General features: G+C 40.5%; 17 protein-coding genes and 1 pseudogene. 16 read left to right on the forward strand and 2 right to left on the reverse strand.

Translation table 11 applies throughout. From position 1 onward, the window contains the following. The first annotated feature begins 52 nt into the window (after positions 1-52). The 6 genes and pseudogenes from ACOMA9_RS04445 to ACOMA9_RS04470 all read left to right on the forward strand — a co-directional run bounded on the left by ACOMA9_RS04445 (position 53) and on the right by ACOMA9_RS04470 (position 5,940). Positions 53-820 (forward strand): ABC transporter ATP-binding protein, encoded by a 768-nt coding sequence (locus tag ACOMA9_RS04445; protein WP_003034280.1) that lies wholly within the window; start codon positions 53-55, stop codon positions 818-820. Then, positions 813-2,801 (forward strand): ABC transporter permease, encoded by a 1,989-nt coding sequence (locus ACOMA9_RS04450; protein ID WP_330944846.1) that lies wholly within the window; start codon positions 813-815, stop codon positions 2,799-2,801. The genes ACOMA9_RS04445 and ACOMA9_RS04450 overlap by 8 nt, the downstream gene beginning before the upstream one ends. Positions 2,802-2,947: 146 nt before the next feature. Further along, positions 2,948-4,336, forward strand: a complete 1,389-nt coding sequence (locus ACOMA9_RS04455) for an APC family permease (RefSeq protein WP_003028290.1) — start codon at positions 2,948-2,950, stop codon at positions 4,334-4,336. A gap of 68 nt (positions 4,337-4,404) precedes the next feature. After that, a complete protein-coding gene (locus tag ACOMA9_RS04460) occupies positions 4,405-4,833 on the forward strand; it encodes a GNAT family N-acetyltransferase (RefSeq protein WP_151379839.1) in 429 nt (142 codons plus the stop codon). A gap of 12 nt (positions 4,834-4,845) precedes the next feature. Further along, positions 4,846-5,307, forward strand: a complete 462-nt coding sequence (locus ACOMA9_RS04465; protein ID WP_151379840.1) for a GNAT family N-acetyltransferase — start codon at positions 4,846-4,848, stop codon at positions 5,305-5,307. Beyond that, positions 5,304-5,940 (forward strand): annotated as a pseudogene (locus ACOMA9_RS04470) (RpiB/LacA/LacB family sugar-phosphate isomerase). Before ACOMA9_RS04465 ends, ACOMA9_RS04470 begins: the two are co-directional and overlap by 4 nt. 145 nt (positions 5,941-6,085) lie before the next feature. On the opposite strand, the gene ACOMA9_RS04475 reads toward ACOMA9_RS04470, so the two are convergent. After that, complete coding sequence (locus ACOMA9_RS04475) at positions 6,086-6,289, reverse strand: cold-shock protein (protein WP_330944847.1); 204 nt, start codon at positions 6,287-6,289, stop codon at positions 6,086-6,088. Positions 6,290-6,483: 194 nt separating this feature from the next. On the opposite strand from ACOMA9_RS04475, the gene ACOMA9_RS04480 reads away from it, so the two are divergent. The 9 genes from ACOMA9_RS04480 to ACOMA9_RS04520 all read left to right on the forward strand — a co-directional run bounded on the left by ACOMA9_RS04480 (position 6,484) and on the right by ACOMA9_RS04520 (position 13,601). After that, positions 6,484-6,720, forward strand: coding sequence for a DUF2829 domain-containing protein (locus ACOMA9_RS04480; RefSeq protein WP_003028259.1), 237 nt, complete (start codon positions 6,484-6,486; stop codon positions 6,718-6,720). Then, on the forward strand, positions 6,713-7,411 hold the full coding sequence (locus tag ACOMA9_RS04485; RefSeq protein ID WP_151379841.1) for a 3-oxoacyl-ACP reductase: 699 nt from the start codon (positions 6,713-6,715) through the stop codon (positions 7,409-7,411). The genes ACOMA9_RS04480 and ACOMA9_RS04485 overlap by 8 nt, the downstream gene beginning before the upstream one ends. 13 nt (positions 7,412-7,424) lie before the next feature. After that, positions 7,425-8,216, forward strand: coding sequence for a GNAT family N-acetyltransferase (locus ACOMA9_RS04490; RefSeq protein ID WP_049533632.1), 792 nt, complete (start codon positions 7,425-7,427; stop codon positions 8,214-8,216). Continuing rightward, positions 8,191-8,631, forward strand: coding sequence for an ASCH domain-containing protein (locus ACOMA9_RS04495; RefSeq protein WP_151379842.1), 441 nt, complete (start codon positions 8,191-8,193; stop codon positions 8,629-8,631). Before ACOMA9_RS04490 ends, ACOMA9_RS04495 begins: the two co-directional genes overlap by 26 nt. A gap of 93 nt (positions 8,632-8,724) precedes the next feature. After that, on the forward strand, positions 8,725-10,104 hold the full coding sequence (gene glmU, locus ACOMA9_RS04500) for a bifunctional UDP-N-acetylglucosamine diphosphorylase/glucosamine-1-phosphate N-acetyltransferase GlmU (protein WP_330944848.1): 1,380 nt from the start codon (positions 8,725-8,727) through the stop codon (positions 10,102-10,104). Positions 10,105-10,112: 8 nt separating this feature from the next. Beyond that, positions 10,113-10,664: an NUDIX hydrolase gene (locus ACOMA9_RS04505; RefSeq protein WP_330944849.1), complete on the forward strand. Its 552-nt coding sequence runs from the start codon at positions 10,113-10,115 to the stop codon at positions 10,662-10,664. A gap of 10 nt (positions 10,665-10,674) precedes the next feature. After that, complete coding sequence (gene macP / locus ACOMA9_RS04510) at positions 10,675-10,983, forward strand: cell wall synthase accessory phosphoprotein MacP (protein ID WP_247905546.1); 309 nt, start codon at positions 10,675-10,677, stop codon at positions 10,981-10,983. A gap of 51 nt (positions 10,984-11,034) precedes the next feature. Continuing rightward, the gene (locus ACOMA9_RS04515) at positions 11,035-11,727 is read left to right on the forward strand and encodes a 5'-methylthioadenosine/adenosylhomocysteine nucleosidase (RefSeq protein WP_247905547.1); all 693 of its coding nucleotides are present in this window, start codon (positions 11,035-11,037) and stop codon (positions 11,725-11,727) included. A 332-nt stretch (positions 11,728-12,059) separates the two neighbouring features. Further along, positions 12,060-13,601, forward strand: coding sequence for an ABC-F family ATP-binding cassette domain-containing protein (locus ACOMA9_RS04520; protein WP_330944850.1), 1,542 nt, complete (start codon positions 12,060-12,062; stop codon positions 13,599-13,601). A 189-nt stretch (positions 13,602-13,790) separates the two neighbouring features. Here the strand turns inward: ACOMA9_RS04520 and ACOMA9_RS04525 are convergent, their stop codons facing one another. Then, positions 13,791-14,594, reverse strand: a complete 804-nt coding sequence (locus tag ACOMA9_RS04525; RefSeq protein ID WP_003028228.1) for a peptidylprolyl isomerase — start codon at positions 14,592-14,594, stop codon at positions 13,791-13,793. A gap of 143 nt (positions 14,595-14,737) precedes the next feature. Between ACOMA9_RS04525 and ACOMA9_RS04530 the strand changes: the two genes are divergently transcribed. Further along, positions 14,738-15,280: a DUF2798 domain-containing protein gene (locus tag ACOMA9_RS04530; protein WP_003040012.1), complete on the forward strand. Its 543-nt coding sequence runs from the start codon at positions 14,738-14,740 to the stop codon at positions 15,278-15,280. The last annotated feature ends 29 nt before the right edge of the window (positions 15,281-15,309 follow it).

A 15,309-nucleotide genomic window follows, 5' to 3' on the forward strand; every position in this document is an offset into this window, starting at 1 on the left:
TTGCTTTTCTTTTCAGTATGATAGATGTATAAGAATTTGTTAGGAGAAAATGATGACACTATTAGACGTACAACACGTGAAGAAAATTTACAAAACCCGCTTTCAAGGCAATCAAGTGGAAGCACTGAAAGATATTCATTTTACAGTAGATGAAGGCGATTATGTCGCTATCATGGGGGAATCTGGTTCTGGGAAATCCACTCTGCTCAATATTCTTGCCATGCTAGACAAGCCAACCGAAGGACGTGTCTTTCTTAATGGCACCGACACCGCGACAATCAAAAACAGCCAGGCTTCGAGCTTCCGTCGGGAAAAATTAGGCTTCGTTTTTCAAGATTTCAATCTGTTAGACACGCTCTCGGTCAAGGACAATATCCTCTTGCCGCTCGTTCTGTCACGCCGCCCGATTACAGAAATGATGCAAAAGCTAGTCACGACTTGTAATGAACTAGGAATTAACCAATTGCAGGAAAAATTCCCTTATGAAATTTCCGGTGGTCAAAAGCAGCGGGTGGCAGTAGCGCGTGCTATTATCACCAATCCAGAAATTCTGCTAGCAGACGAGCCGACAGGTGCGCTCGACTCTAAGTCTTCTGCGGCGCTTTTAGATGTATTTGATGACATCAATGACCGCGGGCAGACGATTCTCATGGTAACACACTCGACTTCGGCGGCAAGCCGTGCTAAGCGCGTACTGTTCATCAAGGACGGCATTTTGTACAATCAAATCTTCCGAGGAGATAAGACGGAGCGGCAGATGTTCCAAGAAATTTCAGATACCTTAACGGTTATGGCAAGCGAGGTGAATCAAGGTGCTTAGATTAGCGGGAAAATTAGCGGTTTCTAACCTAGTGAAAAATCGTAGATTATACTATCCATTTACGTTGGCAACTTGTTTAGTCGTCGCTATTTCATATATTTTTAATTCTTTAACGTTTAATCCTCATTTACAAAAAATGCAGGGGGCAAGTTCTATTTCATTTGTCTTGGCTCTTGGAGTGATTATTGTGACGATTGCTGCAGCGATTATCGTTTTTTATGCTAATAGCTTCGTCATGAAAAACCGTTCGAAAGAACTGGGGCTGTATGGAATGCTAGGACTTAATAAACGTCATCTCTTTACCATGGTGTTCATTGAGTTATTGATTTTAGGAGCGACGACTGTCACGATTGGTCTTGGATTTGGTATTGTATTTGATAAACTGATTTATGCCTTTTTACTGAAATTGATGGGGTTAAAAGTTGTTCTAGTATCCACGTTTCAATGGTTAGTTCTTATTTCAGTTGTTGTCATCTATGGCGTTATTTTTGCGGGCTTGGTGCTTGTCAATGGTTTGAGGATTCTACGTTTTAATGCTTTGCAATTGGCCAAGGAAAAGAATAGCGGTGAAAGAAAAGGACGATTTCTTCTGATTCAAACGATTATTGGATCGATTTCTTTAGGCTATGCTTATTACCTAGCTCTGAGTGTCAAAAATCCACTGACAGCAATTGGTATATTTTTTATAGCTGTTCTCTTTGTTATTTTAGGAACTTATCTGCTTTTCAATGCAGGAGTTACGGTATTTTTACGGTTGCTCCAGAAAAATAAACGATATTACTATCAACCAAACAATATGATTTCTGTCTCTAATCTCATTTTTCGGATGAAGAAAAATGCGATTGGCTTAGCAACGATTTCGATTTTGTCAACCATGGTCTTAGTCACCTTGGCTGGTGGTATCAACATTTATGCAGGTGCTGATTATTTGAAAAAAGCGATGTATCCTCAAGACTATACTATAAAGGGAAGAGAAGTATCAGCTGCCCAATTGGAACAAGCATTGACAGAGTTTGCAAATGAAAATCATCTAAAAGTTACTAAGAAAAATGCCTATCAATATTATTCTATGGGAATTAAAAAACAAGACAGTAATCAGCTTGACATTTATCCAAAAGGAGAAACACGAGTTTCTCCACAAGCTTACATTCTTCTGTTTTCAGCTGCTGATTATCAAAAGATGACTGGCAAAACGTTGGACTTAAAAGACAATGAGACAGCCATCTTTGCAAAAGGAATATCTGTAAGGCAAGATCAACCTCTTAAGCTGATTGAGCAAGAATTGACAGTGAAAGAACTTTTAAAAGATGACTTTGTTCTTGGAAATGTCGCGGATCAGTATAATATCGTTGTACCGCAGTCACTTTTTATGGTTGTCAATGATCCACAAAAGATAGTAGATGCACAAAAGGAGCACTACACAATTAATACAGAATTATATGGTGGATTGAATATTAAGGCTTCTGATAAGGAAAAAGGGGATTTGGATACAACTTATCAGAAGAAGTTGAAACAGTTCAATACGACGCTCCCCGATAATGCCGGTGTGTATGGTTATACAAGAATCCAAGGTATGCAGGAAATCATGAGCATGCTCGGTGGGGTTTTCTTTATCGGAATTTTCCTATCTATTGTCTTTATGCTAGGAACGGTTTTAGTAATTTACTACAAACAGATTTCAGAAGGATATGAAGACCATGATCGCTTTGTGATTTTACAAAAGGTGGGACTGGATGAAAAGCAGACCAAGCGAACCATTCGCAAGCAAATTCTGACGGTGTTCTTCTTGCCACTCATCTTTGCCTTTGTTCATCTGGCTTTTGCTTATCATATGCTGAGCCTTATGCTGAAAGTTCTGGGTGTCTTAAATGCTACATTGATGTTGGAAGTTACACTTGGCGTTTGTGCTGTTTTTCTTATCGTCTATATACTCGTCTTTCTGATTACATCACGCAGTTATCGTAGAATTGTGTCGATGTAAGTTAGTGATAAGTATAGATAATCGCGAAAAGGAGTAGGGCTATTCTTGCTCCTTTTTCAATTTATTTAACAAAAAAGAGGGACGTTTGATTCCTTTTTGATTGCTTTTATGGTAGAATAATTCAATCTAATAAATTGGAGTTTAGGATGAATATTTTTCGGAAAAAAGATGTCAGTCGAGATCGGACTGGTATGCGTCGTCATTTACGATTGCTTGATTTGATTTTGTTAGGAATTGGCGCTATGGTGGGAACGGGTGTTTTCACGATTACCGGAACGGCGGCTGCAACTCTAGCTGGTCCCGCTTTGGTAATTTCGATTATTATTTCTGCTCTTTGCGTGAGTATTTCTGCTTTCTTTTATGCAGAATTTGCATCAAGAATTCCTGCAAATGGAGGTGCTTATAGCTATCTCTATGCTGTCCTTGGTGAGTTTCCAGCTTGGATAGCAGGTTGGCTGACCATTATGGAATTTATGACGGCGGTATCTAGCGTTGCCTCTGGTTGGGCTTCCTATTTGAAAGGCTTGCTAAGCGGATTGGGGTTGAGTGTGCCAAAAGCGCTCAATGGAACCTTCAATCCGCAGGCAGGAACTTATGTAGACTTACTGCCGATTCTTGTTTTGGTATTTGTGACTGGTGTAGTGCTGTTAAATTCCAAAGCAGCTCTGCGATTTAATTCCGCTTTGGTTATCTTGAAGTTTTCGGCGCTTGCCCTTTTTATCTTTGTAGGGATTTTCTTTATTAAGCCTGAAAATTGGTCTCATTTTGCTCCGTTTGGCTTTGGTAAACTCTATGGTGGCAATGTTGGAATTATGGCTGGCGCCTCTCTGATGTTCTTTGCCTTTTTGGGTTTTGAGTCTATTTCTATGGCAGTGGACGAGATTAAGGAGCCACAAAAAAATGTTCCACGAGGAATTGTGCTATCTTTGTCCATTGTAACGGTACTTTATATATTGGTGACACTGGTTCTGACAGGGATTGTTCACTACAGCAAGCTAGATGTGGCAGATGCTGTCGCGTTTGCGCTTCGCAGTGCGGGGCTTAGCTGGGCAGCTAATTATGTGTCAGTGGTGGCTATTTTGACTTTGATTACTGTCTGCATTTCCATGACTTATGCTCTGTCGCGCATGATTTACAGCATTGCGCGTGACGGTTTGTTGCCAAAGTCTTTTAGAAAATTAACTGCTACTAGTCGTGTACCGAGAAATGCTACGATTTTGGTAGGAATAGCCGCAGCAGTTTGTGCGGGGATTTTTCCGCTAGCCAGTATCGCATCCTTTCTAAATATCTGCACCTTGGCTTATCTGATTTTGTTAGCAGTGGCTATTTTGAAGTTGCGCAAGGATAAAGGACTTCCTCAAGCAGGGGAATTTAAAACTCCCTTTGTACCTCTGACGCCTGTCTTATCCATTATTATCTGCCTGTCTTTCATGAGCCAATATGGCTCTGATACTTGGCTAGCATTCGGGCTTGCCTTACTAGTTGGAACAATTATCTATTTTATCTATGGATATCAACATTCGGAAATCAATTGATGAGTTTTAATCCAGACAGCCAGCTAGGCTGTTTTTTGATATAATAGAAGCAGAAATGAGGTGTTTTGATGATTTGTCATGCAAAATTGTCAGATGTAGCAGCTATCCAAAAAATCAACTTGGAGATCTTGGATTACAATTATGATGTTGGAGCAACGAAAGCTCAATTAGCACGAGTTTTGCAGCAGCCAGAACAGATTATTTTAGTAGCCAAAAACCAAGCTGGACAAGTGATTGACTATGCCCACGCAGCTAGCTATGATTGCTTATATTTTCCGTCTTTGCTCAATTTGCTGGCTTTGGCTGTTGCTCCAGATTTTCAAGGTCAGGGATATGGCAAAGCTTTGATGCAGGCCATTCGTGAAGAGGGTGTGGCAGCTGGTTACACAGGTATTCGAATAAACTCTGGTATTTCACGAATGAAGGCTCATGAGTTTTATCGAAAATTGGGTTGTGAGGAAAAAGCTGATCAGAAACGTTTTTATTGGGAATTTTGAGAAATGATATCTATGAAGATTGAACCATTAAGGCAAAGTAATGCAGAAGGAATTGCTAATAATTGGCATTATGAAGGAATTTATAGCTTTTATGATATGCAAGCAGATCCTGAGGATTATGAAGAAATTTTATCTCCTGAAGCGCGTGGCAATCACTATTATCAAATTCTCAAAAATGATGAATTGTATGGTTTTTTCTGTCTTTTCCCAGTTGGCAAAGACAATCAAGAGCTAGGTTTAGGGATGAAGCCAGAGTATTGTGGTAAAGGTCAAGGGGAAGAGTTTTTACAAACCATTCTGCAGTTTATTGAAGAAAATATCTCAGTAAAAAGCCTAACTCTCTCAGTTGCAGATTTTAATCAAAGAGCTCAAAAGCTCTATCTTCGCTGTGGTTTCAACGTGATTGGGCGGCAGCCTCAGGAAAGCAATGGCGATAGTTACCTTTTTGTCAAAATGGAAAAGGAGTTGAAATGAGAGTTGCGGTTATCCAAGGAACCACTCGAAGAAATATGAATTCGTTGCTATTTGAATCTGTAAAAAAGCAGTCCAATCGTCTGACGAAGTGCTGAATTTTGGTATTTTTGAGGAGGAGAATGAACAGTATTCTTATGTTGAGATAGCGATGACGATTAGTCTCTTAATAGAAAGTGGAGCAGTAGATTTTGTTGTAACAGGTTGTTCTTCAGGTCAAGGTATGATGCTTGCCTGTAATAGTTTACCAGGTCTTTTGTGTGGCTATATAGAGCCCCCACAAGATGCTTTCCTCTTTGGACGAATCAATGGAGGAAATGTTGCTTCCCTGCCATTAGGGCTAAATTTTGGTTGGCAAGGCGAATTGAACCTGCAATATACATTAGATAAACTATTTGATGGTGAATTTGGTATGGGCTATCCTGAACATGAAGCAGAAAGAAAAAGGTTGGAAGCAAGTGCCTTAAAGAATTTGAACCGTTTAACGAAACGCAGTTGGGAAGAATTAGTAGAACAACTTCCAACTGATACTTTCACTAAATTGTTGCAAAGAAAGATAGTGATGAATCTATTATAACGAATGGAACCAATGAAGAGTTCATCCGTTTGCTGAAAGCAAAAATAGGTAAAAAGTGAAATGAAAAAGCGGAGGCACTAAGTAGATGTCCCTACACATTTCATTATCCTTGCAATTTTGACTGTTTATGGTAAAAATTGAGCTTGACATTATAACGTCATTTTAAAACAATAAAAAGACTGGGATTTCCAGTCTTGTCTTGTTTTATGCTAATGTTGTAATATTGACTGCTTGAAGACCGCGCTGACCTTCTTCAATGTTAAACATTACTTTGTCACCTTCATTCAGTGATTTGAATCCGTCGGATTGAATCGCTGAAAAGTGAGCAAAAACGTCTGATCCGTTTTCTTGTGAAATAAAGCCGAAGCCTTTTTCAGCATTGAACCATTTTACTGTACCTTGTGCCATACATCTTACTTCCTTTCTCTAAAATGTTGCGTAAAAAATAGAAAAAGTAAAGATGAAAAACAAAAATACTCACTCAAAATTCATTTACTCTTGCAAGTCTAACAGAAGTAGCAGCAAAAGGCAAGGAAAAAACAGCGTAGGACATCATATTTTGCTATACTAGTTATATGAAAAGAAAAAAGAGGTATAAGATAATGACATTTGAAGAAATTTTACCAGGTCTGAAAGCTAAGAAGAAATACGTTCGTACTGGTTGGGGTGGGGCAGAGAACTACATCCAGCTTTTTGACAGTATTGAACAAAATGGAGTGACACTTGATGTGACTCCGTACTTTCTTATCAACGTGTCAGGCGAAGGGGAAGGCTTTTCCATGTGGAGCCCAACTCCTTGTGATGTCTTAGCAGATGACTGGGTGGAAGTTCATGACTAAGACAGTACTGGTGACGGGAGTCAGTTCAGGGATTGGACGAGCACAGGCACAGCTCTTTTTGGGAAATGGCTGGCGCGTCTATGGTGTAGACCAGTCTAAAAAACCAAACCTGACAGGAGATTTTCATTTTCTTCAACAAGATTTAACGCTGGCGCTTCAGTCAGTTTTTAACTGGTGCCCGCAGGTGGATGTCCTCTGCAATACAGCTGGAGTGCTGGATGATTACAAGCCACTTCTTGAGCAATCCGCTCAGGAGATCCAAGAAATTTTCGAGATTAACTATGTAACACCAGTAGAGCTAACTCGTTATTATCTGACGCAGATGTTGAAGAAACAATCAGGCATCATTATCAATATGTGCTCTATTGCATCGAGTTTAGCTGGTGGTGGCGGGCATGCTTATACCTCTTCTAAGCATGCTTTAGCAGGATTTACCAAGCAATTAGCACTTGATTATGCTGAAGCAGGAATTCAGATTTTTGGAATTGCACCAGGAGCAGTTAAAACCAAGATGACTGCGGCAGATTTTGAACCAGGTGGCTTAGCAGATTGGGTTGCTGAAAAAACGCCGATCAAGCGCTGGATAGAACCAGAAGAAGTCGCTGAGCTGACCCTCTTTCTTGCCTCGGGAAAAGCTCAGTCCATGCAGGGAGAGATTGTCAAGATTGACGGTGGCTGGAGTTTGAAGTGAGGTAGCAAGTAGAATGAAAGCAACGACCATTGAGCCAAGACTGCAGAATTCTTTCCAATATTGGAAAAAGAATATGGTGAGATATGGTTTGAAGGCGAAGCTAGGGCAGTTTTATACAAATGAAGACGAGACCGCCATTTTGTACGAACAGGGAGATTTTCTCTTTTTGGCTGGACGGGCAGATATGGCGTTGCTGGCTGATTATAGAGACATCTGTGAGCCAGACTACCGAATTCTCATAACAGAAGAGGTTTCTTGGCAGGTCTGCTTATCCTCTTGTCCAGCCTTATCTACCTTTACCCGCTATGCTTTTAAAGATGAGGCAGATTTTGATGACAAGGTATTGAAAAACATCGTGGAGCAGCTATCGAAGCAGCTCGTTATTGAGGCAATCAATTCAAAAACCTATCAAGAACTAGCTCAGGAAGAATGGTCTCAGGATTTGCAGGGGAATTTTGCAACTTTTAAAGACTTTCAAGAAAGCGGAGCTTTTGGCTTTGTGATCCGGAAGGGTCAGGAAATCGTCGCTGGGGTCTCGACAGCACTTGTCTACCAAAAAGCCATTGAAATTGAGATTGCAACAAAACCGACTTGTCAACAGCAAGGTTTAGCTACTGTTCTTGGGGCGAAGATGATTTTGGAATCCCTGCAGCGTAGCGTTTTTCCGCTCTGGGACGCTCATAATGAAGCCTCAAAGAAAATAGCTGAGAAGCTAGGCTATCAATGTTTAGGAGCTTATCCAGCTTATGAGTTGAAATCAGTAATAGATAGGAGAAACCATGACCCCAGAACAATTATGGAATGAATACAAAACAATCAACCCCGCAATCGGCGACAAAATAGACGCCTGGGCATTTGGTGTAGAGCCAGATCAGCTGGCGGATTTAGTTTTGAAAGGAGAGAAGACTGCGACGGCTTCGGTCTACGATTTGTATCAGATAGATGGCGAGCCGATTCCTCAAGCAGGAACCTTTGATGTGATTTTAGACGGTCAGGGTCAAGCTGTCTGTATCATTAAAGTGACCAAGGTAGCGGTTGTCCCTTTCAATCAAGTGTCTGCAGAGCACGCTTTTAAAGAAGGAGAGGGAGATAAATCTTTGGCTTATTGGCGGAAGGTGCATGAGGAAGTTTTCCGACCTTGGTTGGAGGAAGTGGGATTTACCTTTAACCAAGATTCTAAAGTTGTTCTTGAGGAATTTCATAAGGTTTATCCACTATGAAACAAACATATATATGTGTCATGGAGAAAATCTTAACAAATGACACAAAAAGTGATATAATAAAGTAAATTTACTTTGATAAAAGGAACTATTATGACAAACTATGCAATTATTTTAGCAGCTGGAAAAGGCACTCGCATGAAATCAGATTTACCAAAAGTGCTTCACAAAGTTGCTGGAATTTCGATGTTAGAACACGTATTTAGAAGTGTTGCTGCCATTGCACCAGAAAAGACTGTGACAGTGGTCGGGCACAAGGCAGAGCTGGTGGAGCAGGTATTGGCGGGGCAGACAGAATTTGTTCGTCAAACAGAGCAATTAGGAACTGGTCATGCTGTGATGATGGCAGAGCCTGTGCTGGAAGGTTTGGCAGGGCAAACATTAGTCATTGCAGGAGACACTCCGTTAATCACAGGTGAAAGCCTGAAAAATTTGATTAACTTTCATGTCAACCACAAAAATGTTGCAACGATCTTGACAGCAGAAGCGGAAAATCCATTTGGTTATGGGAGGATTGTCCGTAATCAGCAGGAAGAAGTGCTCAAAATTGTGGAGCAAAAGGATGCTTCGGATTTTGAAAAGCAAATCAAAGAAATCAATACAGGAACGTATGTTTTTGATAACGCTCGTCTTTTTGAAGCCCTGAAAAATATCAATACCAACAATGCGCAAGGAGAATACTACATCACAGATGTAATCGGCATTTTCCGTGAGAATGGCGAAAAAGTCGGCGCTTATACTCTGAAAGACTTTGATGAAAGTCTTGGTGTCAATGACCGCGTGGCATTGGCAACGGCAGAAAGTATTATGCGTCGTCGAATCAATCAAGCTCACATGGTGAATGGCGTTAGTTTTGTAAATCCAGAAACGACTTATATTGATGTAGACGTACAGATTGAACCAGAAGTACAAATTGAAGCCAATGTTACCTTGAAAGGTCAAACGAAAATTGGCGCAGGCAGCATTCTGACAAATGGTACGTATATTGTTGACTCTGTTATTGGTGAACAAACGGTTATTACCAATTCGATGATTGAAGAGTCTACAGTTGCAGACGGTGTAACGGTGGGACCTTACGCTCATGTTCGCCCAGATTCAAGCCTTGCTAAAAATGTACATGTTGGTAATTTCGTTGAAGTGAAAGGTTCTTCTATCGGTGAAAATACCAAAGCTGGGCATCTGACCTATATTGGTAATTCTGAAGTGGGTGCGAATGTTAATTTTGGTGCTGGAACGATTACAGTTAATTATGACGGACAGCACAAATTTAAGACCGTCATTGGGAACAATGTCTTTGTAGGTTCTAATTCAACCATTATTGCGCCGGTAGAACTTGGGGACAATTCTCTTGTAGGTGCAGGCTCAACCATTACCAAGGATGTGCCAGCTGATGCGATTGCTCTTGGTCGTGGTCGTCAGATCAATAAAGAAGAATACGCTAAACGCTTGCCGCATCATCCAGATAATAAGTAGGAATTGCTATGGATTTTGAAGAAAAAACACTAAAGCGAACAGAAATTTACCAAGGTCCTATTTTTAAACTTGTAAAAGACGAAGTTCAGTTGCCAGCAGGAAAAGGAACAGCTTACCGTGATTTGATTTTCCATAATGGAGCGGTGGCAGTTATCGCGCTAACACCAGAAGATAAACTGATTTTGGTCAAGCAGTACCGCAAAGCTATTGAAGCAACCTCTTATGAAATTCCGGCAGGCAAGTTAGAAGTCGGTGAAAATGCGGATCCTGAGGCTGCAGCTTTGCGTGAATTAGAAGAAGAAACGGGTTATACCGGTGAGTTAGAACAGCTCTATGATTTCTATTCGGCGATTGGCTTTTGCAATGAGCAAACCAAACTTTATAGTGCTAGCCATTTGACAAAAGTTGAAAACCCTCGTCCACAAGATGAGGACGAGACCTTAGAACTCTATGAAGCGACTTTGGAAGAAGCGAAAGCTCTCCTTGCTAGTGGTGATATTTGTGATGCAAAAACCATTATTGCACTCCAATATTGGGAAATGAAAATGAATCGAAGATAGGGGAACGCTCATGGGAAGACCTTTATTAACAGATGAAATGATTGAAAGGGCAAATCGTGGTGAAGATATTTCAGGTCCACCTTTGCATGATGAGGAAGAAACCAAAATTTTAAAAACGACTAGAAGTCAGTTTGTTTATTCTTCTCCAACTAGCGGTTTCAATCAAGATACGCTGCAAATTGATGTAGAACCAACGGTGACCAAAAGCCGACGCATTGAAAATGCAAAACGCGGAGTATTCCAAGCGAAATTAAACAAAATTCTATTTTGGATTGTCCTGCTTTTGATTGCTTTGATTGCTGCTATTATTTGGCTATAAAAAGCGATAAGCTCGACTTTCGCTTTTTTTGTGATAGAATGAGAGGAAATAATGAAAATCGGAATTATTGCAGCTATGCCTGAGGAATTAAAAATCTTAGTGGAAAACTTAGAAAATGCTGAAAAGCACTTACGTTTGGGACATGTTTATCATACGGGAAGTATCGGTTGTCATGAAGTTGTGCTGGTCGAAAGCGGGATCGGAAAGGTCATGTCTGCTATGAGTGTGGCTGTTTTGGTCAATGAGTTTAAAGTGACAGCTGTCATCAATACAGGTTCTGCTGGGGCAGTAGCTGAAGGCCTAAAAATCGGCGATGTTGTAGTGGCTGACCGGCTAGTGTACCACGATGTAGATGTAACAGCTTTTGGCTATGAATACGGACAAATGGCGCGCCAGCCACTGTATTTTGAAGCGAGCCGCTATTTGGTTTCTGAAATGAGAAAGATTTTAGAAAAGACACATCAGACAAGTCGCGTTGGCTTGATTGCAACAGGAGACAGTTTTATTGCGGGACAAGACAAGATTCAAGCTATTAAGCAGCATTTTCCAGATGTTTTAGCGGTAGAAATGGAAGGAGCAGCCATTGCGCAAGCAACCCATTCTATCGGTCTGCCTTTTATGGTCATTCGTGCCATGAGTGATACAGCTTCTCATGATGCAAATATCAGCTTTGACGAATTTATCCATGAAGCTGGCAGGCGATCAGCTGAGACCTTGATAGCGTTTTTGAAAGAATTAATTTAAAGAATGAGTTAGCAGTTGTAGATGGAGAGCTTGGCTTTATCAGGCTTTATAGTTGGCTGTTTAATATTATGAAATAAGAATGGAACAAAATCAGCGTTTTGTCAGCAATTGATTTTGTTGTCCCAGCCCTGCAAGGTTGAGTAAGTCTGAAAAAGCTGATAGTATCAGCACATTAGAAGGTATTCAACTAAAGTGCATTGAGTTTTATCGAGTCTGGAATACTGTTATTCCAGACTATTTTTTCTGTCCTTGCCAATTTGACCAAGAAGATGATATAATTTTTGAAGTGCAGATTCTATCTCACGCTCAATAAATCAGAAAGTTTTATAAGAATGAGTATTTTAGAAGTAAAAAATTTGAGCCACGGTTTTGGTGACCGGGCTATTTTTGAGGATGTATCTTTCCGCTTGCTTAAGGGTGAGCATATCGGTTTAGTTGGAGCAAACGGTGAAGGGAAATCCACCTTTATGAGCATTGTAACTGGTCAATTGTTGCCAGATGAAGGCAAGGTTGAGTGGTCTAAGTATGTGACAGCTGGTTACTTAGATCAGCACGCTGTGTTGAAAGAAGGTCAATCCGTGCGTGATGTGTTGCGGACGGCTTTTGATGAACTTTTCAAGACTGAAGATCGGATCAATGAGATATATCTAGCTATGGCAGAAGACGGAGCTGATGTTGATGTCCTTATGGAAGAAGTGGGTGAATTGCAGGAGCGATTGGAAAGTCGAGACTTTTATACTTTAGATGCTAAGATTGATGAGGTGGCCCGTGCTTTAGGGGTTATGGATTACGGTATGGAAACGGATGTCACCGCTCTTTCTGGAGGTCAACGAACCAAGGTGCTCTTAGCAAAACTTCTCCTTCAAAAACCAGACATCTTGCTCTTAGATGAGCCTACCAACTATTTGGACGCAGAGCATATTGATTGGCTCAAGCGCTATCTGCAAAATTATGAAAATGCTTTCGTGCTCATTTCCCATGATATTCCTTTCTTAAACGATGTAATCAATATCGTCTACCATGTAGAAAATCAAAACTTGACCCGCTATTCTGGTGATTATTATCAATTCCAAGAAGTTTATGAGATGAAGAAATCTCAGCTGGAAGCAGCTTACGAGCGCCAGAAAAAGGAAATTGCTGATTTAAAAGACTTTGTAGCGCGCAACAAAGCTCGGGTGGCTACCCGCAATATGGCTATGTCCCGCCAGAAAAAATTAGACAAAATGGAGCTGATTGAATTGCAGGGTGAGAAGCCTAAGCCTTCCTTTGACTTCAAAATGGCTCGTACACCAGGGCGCTTTATTTTTCAAGCAGAAGAGTTGCAAATTGGTTACGATTGTCCTTTGACAAAGCCCCTTAATCTAACCTTTGAGCGCAATCAGAAAGTTGCCATTATCGGAGCCAACGGAATCGGGAAAACAACTCTCTTAAAAAGTTTGCTTGGAATCATTCCTCCTCTTGCTGGTCAAGTAGAGCGTGGAGACTATTTGGAATTGGGCTATTTTGAGCAGGAGACAGCTGGTGGTAATCGCCAGACCCCTTTGGAAGCTGTTTGGGATGCTTTCCCGTCACTCAATCAAGCGGAAGTTCGTGCTGCTCTGGCTCGCTGCGGTCTGACCTCCAAGCATATTGAAAGCCAGATTCAAGTTCTCTCAGGAGGTGAGCAGGCTAAGGTTCGACTTTGTCTCCTCATGAACCGAGAAAATAATGTCTTAGTACTGGATGAGCCTACGAATCACCTCGATGTGGATGCCAAAGATGAGCTCAAGCGCGCTCTCCAAGCATACAAAGGGAGTATTCTCATGGTCTGCCATGAGCCTGACTTCTACAAAGGATGGGTAGATCAGATTTGGGATTTTAATCAATTAACGTAGGCATAAAGAAAACGGGGTGTAGGACAAAAATCAGTATTTCGTAAGAAATCGATTTTGTCGTCCCACCACTCCGTAAGGTTGAGTAGGGCTGTAAAAGCTGATAGCATCAGCACATTAGAGACCACTCAATGAGTTTTATTCTAGAAAGTAAACGAGTCTGGAACATTTTTGCCCAGACTCGTTTTGTGATTATTTCTTAAATGTATAGTCCTTGATGACTTCAATTTTCTCAATTTTAATTTCTTTTTTGGGTTTGTCGTTTTCGCCAGTCTCGGTAGCAGCGATTTTATCCACGACCTCCATGCCAGAAATGACTTGCCCAAAGACAGTGTAATTTCCATCTAAACTTGGATTTCCACCTTTTTTATAGGCTTCAATGATTTTTTCAGGATAAGTTGTACTAGAGAGCTGATTAGAACTGTCCTTGGTATTTTGGTTGATGAAAAATTGACTACCGTTGGAATTTGGATTGGAAGAACGAGCCATGGCTAATGCGCCACGGATATTGTAGAGATAAGACGAAATCTCTGTTTTAAAGCCACTTCCAGAGTCGATCTTAGAATTTTTGCCTTTCCAAATGGATTCACCACCAGTACCGTCTCCCTTAGGGTCTCCTGTTTGAATCATAAAGTTCTTAATGACACGGTGGAAAGTCACGCCGTTATAATAACCTTCCTTAGTATGCGTTAAGAAATTTTCAACTGCAAGTGGAGCATATTTTGGAAAAAGCTTCATAGAAATAGCACCTTCAGTTGTGGTTATTTTCACTTCCGCTTCATCGTCAGCGACCTTGTCAGACAGCTGTGGAAAGTTAGCATTTTTATCGCTCAAAGCAGCTTTTTGCTCTTCTTTTTGTTTTTCCGCTGCTCTTGAGCTGGATTCGGAAGCAAGGCTGGAGTCTACATAGTCATTTCCTCTAATAGCTCTTTGTAAGTTTGTACAGCCTGTCAAAAATAAACCAGCAGCCAGTCCTAAGATAAGTAATTTTTTCATAGATTTCCTTTCTGAATGTTGAACTATTCACATTTTACTATAAATAAAAGCCTTTTTCAAACCTTTTGAGAGTTTGTCCATGCTAACTGAAAGGCACTATCGGGCTACTTTTTTGATGTAAAGATAGTTCAATCGTTTAAAGTATGAAAACATTTTCTTATGAAAAGTTTTGTAAATTTGCTTACGAGAAAAAAATTTTTTGTGCTAAAATAGCGTTTATCAACAAAGAAATGGAGTTTTTATGCCGAAGAATTTTAAGGAATCATTATTTTTTTACAGCCCTTATGTGCAGCATGATGGTATTTGGAATGAGCATTTGGAACCTGTCCGTTGTAGGATATTTTTCATGGGCTCATCTAGCAATGGGATATGTTCCTGGATTGATTACCACTTTTCTCTTAGACCTTCTTGTGGCAGGACCAGTTGTGAAGGGAGTTGCTTTTAAATTTTTAACAGAACGCCATAAACCTTGGCAGAAGATCCTCGTTGTTTCAGGTGGTATGGTTCTGATTATGGTTTCATTGATGCCTTTTTATGGTATATTTTTTAACAGCGTACCGCTTTCAGTATCCAATTACTTTGGAGCTTGGTTGACCAATTTTATTGTGGCTTTTCCCTTGAATTTTCTGATTGTTGGACCAATTTCTCGCTTTATTCTAGGTCAACTGCAACAGCAACTTTTTTAATCTTGCTGCCGATAATATCTGTCAACCAG

It is taken from the genome of Streptococcus atopicus, assembly GCF_049166725.1.
GTDB lineage: Bacteria > Bacillota > Bacilli > Lactobacillales > Streptococcaceae > Streptococcus > Streptococcus hominis.

Bases quoted from the DNA above. Each gene is read 5' to 3' on its own strand.
- glmU (WP_330944848.1), top strand. From the start codon at position 8,725: ATGACAAACTATGCAATTATTTTAGCAGCTGGAAAAGGCACTCGCATG.
- ACOMA9_RS04445 (WP_003034280.1), top strand. From the start codon at position 53: ATGACACTATTAGACGTACAACACGTGAAGAAAATTTACAAAACCCGC.
- ACOMA9_RS04475 (WP_330944847.1), bottom strand. From the start codon at position 6,289: ATGGCACAAGGTACAGTAAAATGGTTCAATGCTGAAAAAGGCTTCGGC.
- ACOMA9_RS04485 (WP_151379841.1), top strand. From the start codon at position 6,713: ATGACTAAGACAGTACTGGTGACGGGAGTCAGTTCAGGGATTGGACGA.
- ACOMA9_RS04525 (WP_003028228.1), bottom strand. From the start codon at position 14,594: ATGAAAAAATTACTTATCTTAGGACTGGCTGCTGGTTTATTTTTGACA.
- macP (WP_247905546.1), top strand. From the start codon at position 10,675: ATGGGAAGACCTTTATTAACAGATGAAATGATTGAAAGGGCAAATCGT.
- ACOMA9_RS04495 (WP_151379842.1), top strand. From the start codon at position 8,191: ATGACCCCAGAACAATTATGGAATGAATACAAAACAATCAACCCCGCA.
- ACOMA9_RS04515 (WP_247905547.1), top strand. From the start codon at position 11,035: ATGAAAATCGGAATTATTGCAGCTATGCCTGAGGAATTAAAAATCTTA.
- ACOMA9_RS04530 (WP_003040012.1), top strand. From the start codon at position 14,738: ATGAAAACATTTTCTTATGAAAAGTTTTGTAAATTTGCTTACGAGAAA.
- ACOMA9_RS04480 (WP_003028259.1), top strand. From the start codon at position 6,484: ATGACATTTGAAGAAATTTTACCAGGTCTGAAAGCTAAGAAGAAATAC.
- ACOMA9_RS04460 (WP_151379839.1), top strand. From the start codon at position 4,405: ATGATTTGTCATGCAAAATTGTCAGATGTAGCAGCTATCCAAAAAATC.
- ACOMA9_RS04520 (WP_330944850.1), top strand. From the start codon at position 12,060: ATGAGTATTTTAGAAGTAAAAAATTTGAGCCACGGTTTTGGTGACCGG.
- ACOMA9_RS04455 (WP_003028290.1), top strand. From the start codon at position 2,948: ATGAATATTTTTCGGAAAAAAGATGTCAGTCGAGATCGGACTGGTATG.
- ACOMA9_RS04505 (WP_330944849.1), top strand. From the start codon at position 10,113: ATGGATTTTGAAGAAAAAACACTAAAGCGAACAGAAATTTACCAAGGT.
- ACOMA9_RS04465 (WP_151379840.1), top strand. From the start codon at position 4,846: ATGAAGATTGAACCATTAAGGCAAAGTAATGCAGAAGGAATTGCTAAT.
- ACOMA9_RS04490 (WP_049533632.1), top strand. From the start codon at position 7,425: ATGAAAGCAACGACCATTGAGCCAAGACTGCAGAATTCTTTCCAATAT.